Source organism: Chryseobacterium sp. 7, assembly GCF_003663845.1.
In the GTDB taxonomy this organism is placed as follows: Bacteria; Bacteroidota; Bacteroidia; order Flavobacteriales; family Weeksellaceae; genus Chryseobacterium.
Window position 1 is genome coordinate 17821 of record NZ_RCCA01000004.1, and the last position, 13775, is coordinate 31595.

Genomic DNA, 13775 nt, shown 5'->3' on the forward strand with positions numbered 1-13775 from the left:
TAATAGAAATATTATACTTTCGTCAGCTCCTTATTAAAATTTTCTATGGTTGTTCTATACATTTTCTCATAGATAGGAAGAATGTTTTTCAAATCGAATTTTATAGCCTGATCTTTCGCATTTTGTTTCATTTTGGCTAAAAGTTCATCATTGCTTAACAGTTTGATAGTGTAGTTGCTCATGGCTTCTACATTTCCGATTTCAGCAAGATATCCGGTTTCTCCCTGAATGTTCACCTCAGGAATTCCTCCTGCATTGGAACTGATGACCGGCGTATAAGCTGCCATCGCTTCTAATGCTGCCAAACCGAAACTTTCCTGCTCGGAAGGAAGAAGAAATACATCAGAAAGCTGTAAGATTTTATAGAGATCATTCACCTTTCCTAAAAGACGAATTTTGGAAATAAGATCGGGGTTTTCTTCCAAAAACTGATTTACTTTTTCCATATCCGGACCTTCACCAATGATGATCAGTTTGGATTTTACTTTTTTCTCCACATTCTTGAAGATTTGAAGAACCTCGTCTACACGTTTTACAGGACGAAGGTTAGATACGTGGATCAGGATCTTTTCATCAGGATTGGCAAACTGTGTTCTCTGGCACTCTGAGCAGTCGTCAAATTCAGAATTGTCAATAAAATTGGTAATCACCTGAATTTCTTTTTTGATATTGAAAAACTGCAGGGTATCTTTTTTCAGACTTTCAGAAACCGAAGTAATCGCATCCGACTGATTGATTGAGAATTCTACAGCATGCTTATAACTTGGGTGCTGGCCTACAAGGGTAATGTCTGTTCCGTGCAATGTTGTAACCAAAGGAATATCATTATTGTCTTCCTGAAGCATCTGCTTTGCCGTAAAAGCTGCATATGCGTAAGGAATGGCATAATGGGCATGAAGAAGATCCAGTTTATAAAGATTCACAACCCTGTAGATCATGGAACTCAATGCAATATCATAAGGCTGATACTGGAAAAGAGGATAGGTCTGAACATTTACCCTGTGGAAGAAAATATTCGGGTTGGTGATGTCTAATCTTGCGGGAAGTGCAGAACTGATGAAATGTACTTCATATCCTTTATTGGCAAGAGACATTCCCAATTCTGTTGCTACAATTCCGCTTCCTCCATATGTGGGATAGCAAAGTATGCCTATTTTCATTAGATTATTGTTGTTTTTGATGTTGTATTAATTGGTTTTGGCTGAGGCAGTTGCATTAAGCTCTATCCCCATTCCCGGTTTCAGCTGATCATTCACCAGCACAGGAAGTTTACCCCATATTTTTGTTTTTCCGTTCAAAGCATCTGCAGTAGCATTCATAGAATCATCATTGTTTTCATAAGAAACAAGAACTGTTGAGACTTTTGAAATATCAATATCTTTCAATGCATAAGCACTTCCGAATATATTCAGTATTATATTTTGATTTTTCGTAAGGTCTGACAGTGTTTTCTTGGATTCTGCCGATATTTTGTAAGTTTTATAAGCGGTTGAGTTATCCTTATGGAACCCTACAATTACTGTAGAACCCGCCGGAATAGTATTAATTTCTTCCGACTTTTTAATGATTACATGATTACCTAATCTGTTGGCAAAAGTCTGATAAGGAGCTTCTTCAAGAGGAACGTAATAAACCTGCTTTCCTGTAAGAGGAAGTAATTTCTTTTCGTCTTTTAATAAAGTCAAAGCATTAGAATAAAGATTCTGTACCAATTGGGTATGAGAATTGTTATTCAGGTCAGCATTGATATTTTCAGGATTTTTTGGTGTATACTGAGTCAGTCCGAGGAAATATTTGGTCAAAAGAATTTTTTTCACGCTTTCCTCTACTCTGGATTGGGATATTTCTCCTTTATCAATGGCTTTCTGAATCAGTTTTTTTCCTTCAGAAACACCCTGAGAGAAAAGCATTATGTCATTTCCTGCTTTAAAAGCCATCGCATCCAATTCGCCCGGCTTGTATTTATTGGCTACAGCGCCCATGTTCAGAGCATCGGTGATGATTAAACCTTTATAGCCCAGCTTATCTTTTAATAATCCTGTAATGATGTTTTTAGAAACAGAAGCGGGAATTCCTTTTCCTGATTCTAAACTTGGAACATATAAGTGAGCAACCATTACACCGCCGATTCCTTTATTCATCAATGCTTTAAATGGTGCCAGTTCCACTGTATTAAGCCTGTCTATCGAGTGAGAAACTACAGGAAGGTCAAGGTGAGAGTCTGTGCTGGTATCTCCGTGTCCGGGAAAATGTTTGATTGCTGCTAAGATATTGTTATCCTGAAGACCGTTAGAGTAGGACAGGGCAGAGCTGATTACGTTATTCACTTCGGAGCCAAAACTTCTGTTTCCGATGATAGGATTATTAGGATTGGTATTTACATCCACTACAGGAGCGAAATCCCAGTTGATCCCCATTCTGTGGCAGTCATCAGCAATTTTTGCTGCCATTTGATATACAAGATTTTTATCCTGAATAGCGCCTAATGTCATTGCCCACGGAAATTTGTGTGCTGTAGCAATTCTCTGGTATAATCCCCATTCTGCATCCATCCCGATCATTAAAGGGATTTTAGACTTTTGCTGAAATTCATTCACCAGATTTATTTCTCTTCCTGCATCATCCTGCATTAAAATCAGACCGCCAATTTTATCTGCGGTAACAATATTTCTTACCTGGCTGATATACTCTTCCCCTTTATTGGTATAAAGTGCCACAATAAAAAGCTGTCCTAATTTTTCATCCTGAGAAAGGTTTTTGTATGTTTTATCTACCCATTGCTGAGCCTTTTTTACATCTTCCTTAGAGGCATTTTTGGGCTGGTACTGGGCTTTCACCTTAGGACTTATCAATGCGGTAATAAAGAGTGAAGTATATAATAATTTCTTCATGACTTTTTGAATAAGAACAAAAATACGATTAAAAAAATGAGGAAAACAAAGTTTTTGAGATTTTTGGTATATGATTTGAATATGCATTATAAATAATAACTAAACTTTAATAAGAAATGAAAAAAATACTTCTCTTTTTATTCCTTGGTGCTGTAGGTTTTACTGCTTATAGCTGTGATAATAGTGATGATACTGTGGTACAAGGAACAGATTATGATACTATAAACCAATCATTTGATATATCTCCAACTTTTACAAGAGTTAATGATAATCTTTACAGATGGAGTGATGATTTTAATAAGCCATTAATACAATCTGATATGGTACTTATTTATATGCAGATTGGAACTGATGGAGATTCTCCTGTATGGAAACTTCTTCCTTATACTTACTATGTAGGTAATGCAAATAATGATGCTGTAGATTATATTTATGAATTCAGTAAATATGCAGCTACTATTAATATTAATTCTACAAATACATTTAGTTTGACAGCTAATCCATCTTATTATCAGAATAAAAAATTCAGAGTCCTTATTCTTCCTGCAAACGGAACAGGAACTGGTGGTGCTAAAGTAGCTGCTAAAGGTAATGCGGTAGATTACAATGATTACAAGAGCGTAATTAAATATTACAATATAGACGAGTCTAAAATTAAGACTAAATAATTAGAATATCTTTTCAGTTTTTTATAATTAAAAAAGTCCCGGGAGAATATCTTCTGGGGCTTTTGATTTGTATCTGAAGTGTATTAAAAAGAATAATGATTAAGGTAAAATAGTGCCATTAAAATCGATATAAACCCTATAGTATAGCCTGATAGCCCTCGAATCTCAAACGATCTTTATATAATCAGCTATCTTCTTAAAAATAAAAAGCTTCAGAATTTCTGAAGCTTTTTATTTTATCTAGTTATCATTGTCATCCAGAAGATGTCCAAAGAAGTCTTTTTTGGTTTGCAGATATCCTTTGCTTATTTCGTTCGCAGGAATCTGTAGTGGTACTCTAGAATTAAGGTGAATATTGCTGTCTACAACATATTTTACCTTTTCAGGATTATTGGTCAGAAGGTTGATATCTTTTACATCCAGCAGATTAAGAATTTCAATGGCTACGCCAAAGTTTCTGTCATCTGCGGGAAGTCCCAGTTCAAGATTGGCCTGTACAGTGTCCAGCCCTTTTTCCTGTAGGGAATAAGCCTTCAGCTTGTTGATGATCCCGATGTTTCTTCCTTCCTGACGAAGGTAGATGATAATTCCACCGTTTTCATGGATATATTTCATTGCAGCATCTAATTGCTGGCCGCATTCGCATTTTTTTGAATGGAAAACTTCTCCGGTAATACATTCTGAGTGGAAACGAACATTCACTGGTTTTGAGAAATCTGTATTTTCTGCAACAATGGCCATGTGAGGCATCCAGTCGTTAACGTTTTCGGAGAAAGCTATCATTCGGAAAGTACCGTGCTCTGTAGGAACATTGGCTTCCGCCTGAATTTTAATCATTGATTGTTCAAATTGGTTTTAACTTCCTGGCAAAGCATCTTCAATAACAGAAATATTGGTCTTTAAACGAACCAGATATCTGTTGAGAACTTCATCGTCATCTCTGTCAAGATTCTGCCTTAGCTTTTGAATTTTTTTGTAAGATTTTTCAAAGCTTTTAAGGGCTCTGCTCTTTCCTGTAGAGTTGTTGGCATCAATAGCATATAAATAATTCTGAAGGCTGTATTTCAAGCTGGTAATCTCATCATTTAACCCGTTGTTTTTAAACTTGGGGAAAGTAGAGATCATGTTTGAGATTTCAGAAGCATTTACATTCTCTTTAATATTGATATTAAAATTCTTCTTTGAGCCTCTATCGGAATCAGAACCTTTAGTATCACTATAAAAATTATTTGACAACGGAGAAAGGTTAAGCTTTTCCGTTGCGCAGGAAGATGTTAATATGATAAGTACTCCAAGAAAAATTAGTCGTTTCATTTCTGTTGCCCTTTTTGATAAAGGATTGGGTTAAGACTTTCATCGTTATACATTTTCATTTGTTTGTATACTTTCATCTTAACGTTACCGTTTTCAATATCAGCTAGCAACTGATCTATAGAAGTTGACAGATCCTCTTTCTGAGTAAGCAGAACATCCAGTTTAGCCTGGCAGTTGTTTCTGTGTTCTTCAGAAGCAGATTCTCTATTAGCCTCTAACGACATATGATAAACCTTTAATGCAAGAATTGATAGCCTGTCTACTGCCCAAGCGGGAGTTTCCGTATTTATTTTTGCTTCAGGTTTAGGAGTTATATTTTCAAACTTATTAAGGAACCAGCCATCAATATATTCTACCAGATCAGTTCTTTTCTGATTGGAGGCGTCTATTGTTCTCTTGAGTTGAAGAGCTTCAGCCGGATCAATATTTTCATCTCTAATTATATCTTCCAGATGCCATTGAACGGTATCAATCCAGTTCTTTGCATACAAAATCCGTTCCAAACTATCTTTTTCGAACGGGTTACTAATTAGAGTGTTAACGTCATCAGACACGTGATAGTCTTCAATAGCTTGATTGAAGACTTTCCATGCAGTCTCAGTAAATTTCATTAATTCTAAGGAATTTTAGTTGCTTGAAGAATTATTATTGTTATCAGAAGATTTTTTTTCAGCACCTGGCTTATCTTCTTCTTTTACCGCATCTTTAAATTCTTTGATTCCTGAACCAACTCCTCTCATTAATTCCGGAATTTTCTTTCCTCCAAAAAGTAATACTAAAAGTATTGCTACGATAAGGATATGCTGCCAAGATAAGGCAAGTATAGTTAGTGTATTCATCTCTTAAAATTTTTACAAAGGTACACTTTTTTTAATATGAAATCCAACCTAGTGGATCAACTGGTGTACTTCCATTCCATACTTGGAAATCAAGCGTATAAGCGCCGTCAAAATCCTGAGCAATTGTACCTATTGGAGTTCCTGATGAAACCTGCTGTCCTTTGGAAACATTTGCATTAGATAAGTTGGAATAGATGGTAAAGTATCCTCCGTGTTTAATGATAACGGTTTTTGTACCGTCACTGCTGGCTACAACAGAAGATACAGTTCCCGGGAATACAGATTTGGCACGCGTTCCTGAAGGTACGGAAATTTTAATACCGGTATTGTCTTCAGATATATTTTTGAAAACCGGGTGCTGCTGTCTTCCGAAACGGTGAGTGATCTGTCCGGCTCTGTCTGCAGGATAACCAAGTCTTCCTCTGTTATCTGCAAAACTGTTTCCGGTAGCGGTAGAAACTCCGTAGCTTGTCATAGCTTTAGTTTCAGCTGCTTTTTTATCTTCTTCTTTTCTCTTGGTAAGGGCTGCTTCTGCGGCTCTTGCTGCTGTTAATTTATCTGCAGCGTCTTTAGCTCTTGCATTGGCTTCGTCTGAGGCTTTTTTAGCAGCTACTCTTCTTGCTTCATCTTTAGCGTTAGCTTCTGCTTTAGCAGCATCTTCACTGCGTTTTCTTTCTTCCTCGGCTCTTTTTGCTGCCAGTTCTGCTGCTTTCTTCGCTTCTGCTTCTGCAATTCTTCTTTCTCTTTCAAGGGCTTCTGCTCTTGCCTTAGCTTCAGCTTCAATTCTTGCTTTTTCTCTTTCAGCAGCCAGTTTCGCTAAACGAATTTTTTCTGCTTCGGCTTTTCTTCTTGCTTCTTCCTCTGCTTTGGCAATTCTGATTTCTTCAGCAATAATAGCTCTGATCTGTCCCTCTAATGCTTTAGACTGAACCTGTTTTTGTTTAAGTTCAGCGGTCAGTTTGGATTCGTTTTTCTTAAAGTCGGCTACCAACTGCTCTTTTTGAGCTCTTTCAGCATTAATAGTGGCTAGATCCTTCTGTTGATTTACCAGAAGGTTTGCTTTCGCTTTTACAGAGTTTTGTTTTTGTGCAATTGTCTTCTTGATCAAATTGGCAGCATCAGTAATTTCAGCGGCTTTTTTATCCTGATAATCTGAGTACTGTTTCAGATATTGTACTCTACGGATAGCTTCTCCCAAGTTTTTGGCAGAAAGAATAAAAGTTACTTTGTTCTGTACTCCTTTATTTTTATAAGCATTTACCAAAACCTCAGCATAGTTTTTTCTCAAAACAGCCAGTTCTTTATTCTGACGGTTGATTTCCAGCTGACGTAAATAGATGTCATCTTCAATGAATCTTTTTTCTTTCTGCGTATTGTTATACACCTTCTCTCTTAAAACCAATTTTTGGTTCACATTGGAAAGGTAAGCTACGGAAAGCTTAGATTCACTTCTTGTTTTGGCTAGATCGGTATTTATTTGTGCAATTTGTTTTTTAAGTTCGGCATTCTGCTTCTGCAGTTGTTCTTTGGTCTGCTGTCCCTGGTGCAGTCCGAACATCAAAACACCTATTAAAAAGCTAAATTTTCTAATCATTTAATCTCAATTTTCTTATAACTGGATGGTACAGAATAAGGTGTTTCCATCCTCGAAAAGTCAAATTTCGTATTTTCCATTAGAATTTGACTAGATTTTGAACCTTTTATAATTATTTTAACATTTTTTGGAAGGCGGATTCCTTCGTATTCATTCCAGTCACTGTAAGAAACATCAAGCTCATCTGAAGATAAAATATCTTTTAAGTTAACGTTTAACAGATCGTAATTGGTGTCGTATTGAAGAGCAATTTTATACTCTCTGTTTTTCTCATCTGTCACAATTTTTTGGTTGGTATTAGAAACCATTTTGAAACCTTGTGCATTTTGAGTGAGGGTAAATTGTCTGTCGTTGATTTTTACAAACGTTCTTCCCAATAAGATTTTCTCCAAAGATTTATAGTCGATGAAGTTGACATTCAATAAATTATTAAGATAATCAAAATCTGAGTCTATATAGGTTTTATTGATCTTATCCTGTCCTTTTATTCCTTCAGGAGTAGCAATACCTCTGGCCGCGTTGATGAATAAAGCTCTTAGATTCATCCAAACCTTTGTATCGTTTTCAATATAAACCGTAGCATCCAATGTAGGTACATAGCTTCCTGTTTCTACCCTGATTTTACTGTCGATCTTAATTTGATCAAATTTTGGCGGAACCAATACATGCTCGTAAAAGGTAAGTTTATCTTTTACTGGTTCATTCGCATCTTTTGGATTTCCGTTATCCTGATCTTTTGTCACCGCAATGCTGTCCCGTGTATGATCTGTATCATTTTGAGCTTTGGTACGGGTTTTACAGGATGATAAGGCAAGAAGCAATAAAAGAAGCGGGATCCAGTTTTTCATGTATTTATCTTTAAATTAAAAAATACGGTGCAATATTAACGCCAAACCACACAAAATCTTTTGTGTGGTTTGATGATATCTTGTTTAAGTTAAATAATTTCTATTCTTATTTAGAAAGAAAATCCAAAACAGAGTAGTCTCCTAAAGAAATTTCTCTGGCAACTCCAAAATATTGTGCAGAGTTTCCGATCATAGAGTTGGAAAGGTTTCCATGATTGATTTTTGTGTTCTCCTGAATCAGAGAATTTTCAATATTGGAATTCACTACAGTGGTATTGTTCCCTAACGAAACCCCAGGCCCTACTTTTGAATTGGAAATTTTCACATTTTCACCAATAAAGCAAGGCTGAATGATTAAAGAGTTTTCAATTACTGCTGAAGCAGGGAAGTTTTTCATTTCCTCTCTTTCATATTCAAGGATTTTGCTGTTGGTTTCTACGGTAGCATTTTTGTTACCACAGTCCATCCAGTCATTTACTTTTCCAAGGGTGAATTTTGCTCCTTTAGACCTAAGGTTTTCAAGGGCAGTTGTCAACTGGTATTCGCCACCGTTTTTAATATCATTATCCATGATATAGTTGATCTCTTCCATCAGCTTTTCAGCACTGTTGAAGTAATAAATCCCAATGATGGCAAGATCTGAAACAAAAGTTTTAGGCTTTTCCACAAAATCTGTGATGAAACCATAGTTATCTAATTTTACCACTCCGAAAGCAGACGGATCTTCTACACTTTTCACCCAGATTACGCCATCTGAATTTTTATCCAGTTGGAAATCTGCACGGAAAAGAGTATCTGCAAATGCAATCACAACATCTCCCTGCATAGACTGCTCAGCACATTTGATGGCATGGGCGGTCCCAAGAGGATCATTCTGGTAATATATACTTCCTTTTGCTCCCAGCTTTTCAGCAATCTGAATAAGAGATTTTTCAATCTCAGGACCAAAATCTCCAATGATAAAAGCTACTTCTTCAATGTTTTCTCCTGCAACTTTAGCAATATCTTCCACCAATCTCTGTACGATAGGTTTTCCTGCAATAGGAATAAGAGGTTTTGGAACTGTTAATGTATGAGGACGTAATCTGGAACCACGTCCAGCCATAGGAACAATAATTTTCATAAATTATATAAAAGATGTTTTTATTAGTTGTTTTTTATATTAAGGTTAAAGATAATAATTAAAACCTTTGTTGGTTTATGATTTATATCTTTTTAAATATTTGTTTACATTGATAACAGGCTTGTTTATTATCAAAATAAAGACCAAAGTTTAGCTCTTTCTGATTCTCGATACAATCAAATCTTTTTCAGAATAAATCAAAATTCCGGTAAAGGCCAAAAATAGTAAATTACTTGTTATAATATTATAGTCTAGATATTTTACTATAATGAAGCTGAAGACTCCCAGAAGGATCAGGAAGAAAGACATTTTCTTCATTCTGTAAGGAATTGGATAATACTTTTGTCCTAGCAGATAAGAAACAATCATCATGATAATATAAGCTCCGAATGTAGCCCAAGCAGAACCAATCATACTTTTGTAATAGCTTAACGCCAAAAGGTTAAGGCCAATATTGATCCCTGCTCCAAGCCATGAAATGATAGTTCCCACACCTGTTCTGTCTGTTACTTTGTACCAGGTAGAAAAGTTATAATAAATTCCGAAACAAAGATTGGCAATAACAATGATCGGGATGATGTCTATAGCAATCCAATAAGATTTGTTCGGAATAAAGACGGCTTTCAGCCATGAAATATTGGCTATGATTCCTAAAGCCACAGCGCAAGCGAAGAAAGCAAAGTATTCTGCAACTTTGGCGTAGGTTTTCTTGGCATCTCCTTTATCCATCTGTTTAAAGAAGAAAGGTTCAATACCCATTCTGTAAGCCGTTACAAATAAAGTCATCAGTACAGCCAGTTTATAGCAGCCACCATAAGCTCCTGCCTGCTCATCCGAAATATAATTTCTCTGAATTGATTTATCAAAATTTTCATTCACCATAAAAGCAAGACCCGCCAGCATAAGAGGGAAAGAATATTTGATCATACGTGAAAACAGTGATGTTACGAACTGAAATCTTACTTTTAATATAATAGGAAGTAATAATAAAACTCCTAGAGCACTTCCTGCCAGATTACTGAAGAACGGATAATCTACATTCTGATCCAAACCAATACTTCTTGAGATACTTTCCGGAATCCAGAAGAATAAAGCTGCTGTAAAAACGGCTTGAAATATAGCCTGAACCACTCTTACTGCAGAATATTTGATAGGTTTATTATGGAAACGCAGCCACGCAAAAGGGATGACCAGTAAATTATCAAAAAAGGCAATTAAAGCAAACCACCTGATATATTCCGGATTATCATGATATCCTAAATAATCTGCAATAGGCTGATTGAGCAAATAACACAAGGCAAGAAAAACCGTGGATGTAGAAAACAGGAACCAGAATGATGTATTGAAGGTTCTTTTCTCATTTCCATCTTCTGCTGAAAAACGGAAATATGCCGTTTCAAAACCAAAAGAAAGAATGATATTCACAAATGAAATCCACGCATAAAGCTGTGTGAAAATTGCAAAACCTTCATTGGGGATCTTATAGATCAAAAGTGGATTCAGGATGAATAAAATAATTCTGGGTGCTATAGCTCCCGCTCCATAGATGATTGTCTGCCCTAATAGTTTTTTGTACAAAGTCGAAATTTTTTACAAATGTAAAACTTTAAGTATTCGTTTGGTGATTTTGGAGTGAATTAAAACTTAAAATCTTAATTTTGTGGGGAAATAAATTGAAATGAAAGTTCTTATAAAAAATGTAAATATTGTCAACGAAGGAAAAGTTGTTGAGAGTGATATTCTTATAGAAAATGATTTAATCTCTAAAATAGCTGTAGGTATTTCTGAAGATGCAGATCGGGTTATTGACGGTTCTGGAAAGTATCTTCTACCGGGAGTGATTGATGATCAGGTACACTTCCGTGACCCGGGACTTACTCATAAAGGAGATATTGAAAGTGAATCAAAAGCTGCTATCGCTGGGGGAATTACCAGTTTTATAGATCAGCCTAATACGGTTCCCAATGCTGTTACCCAAGAACTGCTGGCAGACAAATATGAGATAGCATCTCAAAAAGCTTATGCCAACTATGGTTTTATGATGGGAGGAACCAATGATAATCTGGAGGAGGTTTTAAAAACAAATCCGAGAAATGTTCCGGGAATCAAATTATTCTTAGGTTCATCTACAGGAAATATGCTGGTGGACAATCCGGAAACACTTGAAAATATTTTCAGTAATACCAAAATGCTTATTGCGGTTCACTGTGAAGATGAAGCGACCATCAAAGCCAATACTCAAAAATATAGGGATGAATATGGGGATGACATTCCTGTAAAATTCCATCATTTGATCAGAAGCGAAGAAGCGTGTTATAAATCTTCGTCTAAAGCGATTGAACTTGCGAAAAAAACAGGAGCAAGACTTCATGTTTTCCATCTTTCCACCGCAAAAGAAATGGAACTTTTCAGAAATGACATTCCTTTACAAAATAAAATGATCACTGCTGAGGTATGTGTTCACCACCTTACTTTTACCAATGAAGATTATGAAACGAGAGGAAATCTTATTAAATGGAACCCTGCTGTAAAAACTCAAAAAGATAAAGATGCTCTTTGGGAAGCACTGCTGGATGACAGAATTGATGTGATTGCTACAGACCATGCGCCACATACCGCAGAGGAAAAGAATAATGTGTATACAAAATGCCCTTCAGGAGCACCTTTGGTACAACATTCTTTGGTAGTAATGCTTGAAAACTATAAAAACGGTAAAATATCCCTTGAAAAAATCGTTGAAAAGATGTGCCATAATCCGGCAATTCTTTTCAAAGTTGAAAAAAGAGGATATGTGAGAGAAGGATATAAAGCAGATTTGGTTTTAGTGGATCTTAATGAAGACTGGACGGTTTCTAAAGACAATTTACTATACAAATGTGGATGGAGCCCATTGGAAGGAATGAATTTCCATTCCAAAGTTACTCATACTTTTGTTAATGGACACCTTGTGTATGACAATGGGAAAATTGCAGAAGAGAAATTTGGTGAGAGATTGCTTTTTGAACCAAGAGATTAATAAGACAAAATCGCAGCATATGATCTTGAATTAGCTTGAGATTATTGTGATAATTCAATAGGAGCGGGCTAAAGCCCGCTCTCTTTATTTTAGATCTTCCATTGACTTTAGCTAAAACTTATTTTTAACAATTGAATGCTTATGAGATTATTCAGATTTTCAGTTCCAATTTTTAATCAAATTCATTTAATCAGCGAAAATATTTTGTCTTTTCGTTGAACCCTCTATGTAAAGTGTAAGCTTTCCTTTATTCATAGATGGTATTGTTTTTAATAAACTATTATTTAACTAGTTTTGTGCGAAAATAATAATCAATGTATAAGTTCTTTTTAATCTTATTTCTCTCAGTTTCTTTAGAGTTTAGCTCACAAATAAACACACAACTACTTTCAAATTCATCATGGACAAAAGTGAAATCTGTTATGTTAGATGGAAGCCGAGATTTGTCATCAGAGTCATATCGATTTTTAGTATGGAAGATTAAAGGAGATAACATATGCGAATGTATTGATCCGTGGGCTATAGAAAGAACAAAATGTAAGGATTTTAAATTTGAAAAGAACTTGATGAAACTATCAGATAAGTCTGCTTATGAAATTCAAACACTAACATCAGATTCGTTAATCGTAATACAGAAAGTCGATGGAGTAAGTTTTCCTGACAAAATAAGAAAGATGAAGTTTGTTAAAACATCTATTCTTTTGAAAAAATTTACAAATGAGTCAACAGGTGATTCCATTATAATTACTTCCAGAAACATTACTCCAACATTGACCAAAGGAATAATTACTGAAATGATGGAAATGTACTCTCAGAAAAAGTATGCACACAATTTTGTTGTGGACGGAGAAATCAGAATTTTCCCCAAAATGAAAGAAATTGAAGTAAAAACAGATAATAAGAAACAGAATAAAGATAACCAGAGAAGTATCGATTTATTCAAGGCAACTCTACAAAAGGATTATAAATTATGGGATATAACAGGTTATGAGAACTTTTACAAAATTATTATCCCTTATCGTGTAAAAAGTGAAATGGAAGATGGATCTGGTAGCCTAGCTTTTTATAACTTGACTCCTTATCATGAAAGTAAAGGAATTGTAGTGAATATAAAAGATAAGAGAGCTTCTATAGAAAATTTTAATAGGGGAATAGAGGCAACTAACAGACAAAAGTTTGATAATGCAATATACTTTTTCAATAAAGCTCATGAAGATGATAATACAAATACGGAAGCATTGTATAATGTAGCCTCAATTTCAATAGCGCAAAACAAAACAGATGTTGCATGTACAGCCCTGAAAAAATTAAAAGATCTGGAGCAAACAGAAGGAATTAAATTATACAATGAAAAATGTTCAGGAAAATAATAATCAATAAGAGCGGGCCAAAGCCTAGTCATGGTCGGAAGATTTTTTCTTCCGACTTTTTGTTTTTAGATATTCAATATTATTATTGTAATTAATTGATTATCAACTATTT

13 protein-coding genes are annotated in these 13775 nt (G+C 35.3%); 3 read left to right on the plus strand and 10 right to left on the minus strand.

Annotation, left to right across the window (positions count from 1 at the left end):
- Positions 1-11 precede the first annotated feature (11 nt).
- Positions 12-1160 (minus strand): N-acetyl-alpha-D-glucosaminyl L-malate synthase BshA, encoded by a 1149-nt coding sequence (gene bshA / locus CLU97_RS22700; protein WP_121490132.1) that lies wholly within the window; start codon positions 1158-1160, stop codon positions 12-14.
- A gap of 27 nt (positions 1161-1187) precedes the next feature.
- A complete protein-coding gene (locus tag CLU97_RS22705; protein ID WP_121490133.1) occupies positions 1188-2891 on the minus strand; it encodes a glycoside hydrolase family 3 protein in 1704 nt (567 codons plus the stop codon).
- A 116-nt stretch (positions 2892-3007) separates the two neighbouring features.
- Between CLU97_RS22705 and CLU97_RS22710 the strand changes: the two genes are divergently transcribed.
- Positions 3008-3559, plus strand: a complete 552-nt coding sequence (locus tag CLU97_RS22710) for a hypothetical protein (RefSeq protein WP_121490134.1) — start codon at positions 3008-3010, stop codon at positions 3557-3559.
- A gap of 240 nt (positions 3560-3799) precedes the next feature.
- On the opposite strand, the gene ribA is transcribed toward CLU97_RS22710, so the two are convergent.
- The 8 genes from ribA to CLU97_RS22750 all read right to left on the minus strand — a co-directional run bounded on the left by ribA (position 3800) and on the right by CLU97_RS22750 (position 10855).
- Positions 3800-4396, minus strand: a complete 597-nt coding sequence (gene ribA / locus CLU97_RS22715) for a GTP cyclohydrolase II (RefSeq protein WP_105704305.1) — start codon at positions 4394-4396, stop codon at positions 3800-3802.
- 18 nt (positions 4397-4414) lie between these two features.
- Positions 4415-4873, minus strand: a complete 459-nt coding sequence (locus CLU97_RS22720) for a hypothetical protein (protein WP_121490135.1) — start codon at positions 4871-4873, stop codon at positions 4415-4417.
- On the minus strand, positions 4870-5484 hold the full coding sequence (locus CLU97_RS22725) for a DUF4254 domain-containing protein (RefSeq protein ID WP_121490136.1): 615 nt from the start codon (positions 5482-5484) through the stop codon (positions 4870-4872). The genes CLU97_RS22720 and CLU97_RS22725 overlap by 4 nt, the downstream gene beginning before the upstream one ends.
- A gap of 15 nt (positions 5485-5499) precedes the next feature.
- Positions 5500-5712, minus strand: a complete 213-nt coding sequence (tatA, locus tag CLU97_RS22730; protein WP_121490137.1) for a twin-arginine translocase TatA/TatE family subunit — start codon at positions 5710-5712, stop codon at positions 5500-5502.
- A 31-nt stretch (positions 5713-5743) separates the two neighbouring features.
- Positions 5744-7306: a M23 family metallopeptidase gene (locus CLU97_RS22735; RefSeq protein WP_121490138.1), complete on the minus strand. Its 1563-nt coding sequence runs from the start codon at positions 7304-7306 to the stop codon at positions 5744-5746.
- The gene (locus CLU97_RS22740) at positions 7303-8154 is read right to left on the minus strand and encodes a DUF4292 domain-containing protein (protein WP_121490139.1); all 852 of its coding nucleotides are present in this window, start codon (positions 8152-8154) and stop codon (positions 7303-7305) included. The genes CLU97_RS22735 and CLU97_RS22740 overlap by 4 nt, the downstream gene beginning before the upstream one ends.
- 106 nt (positions 8155-8260) lie before the next feature.
- Entirely contained in the window at positions 8261-9277 is a 1017-nt protein-coding gene (locus CLU97_RS22745) for a sugar phosphate nucleotidyltransferase (protein WP_121490140.1), read from the minus strand.
- A 150-nt stretch (positions 9278-9427) separates the two neighbouring features.
- Positions 9428-10855 carry an oligosaccharide flippase family protein gene (locus CLU97_RS22750; protein WP_121490141.1) on the minus strand — a complete coding sequence of 476 codons (1428 nt, stop codon included), beginning with the start codon at positions 10853-10855 and terminating at the stop codon, positions 9428-9430.
- A gap of 100 nt (positions 10856-10955) precedes the next feature.
- Here CLU97_RS22750 and CLU97_RS22755 point away from each other — a divergent pair, with 100 nt between their 5' ends.
- Complete coding sequence (locus CLU97_RS22755) at positions 10956-12293, plus strand: dihydroorotase (RefSeq protein ID WP_121490142.1); 1338 nt, start codon at positions 10956-10958, stop codon at positions 12291-12293.
- A 314-nt stretch (positions 12294-12607) separates the two neighbouring features.
- Entirely contained in the window at positions 12608-13663 is a 1056-nt protein-coding gene (locus CLU97_RS22760; protein WP_147436539.1) for a tetratricopeptide repeat protein, read from the plus strand.
- Positions 13664-13775: the final 112 nt, after the last annotated feature.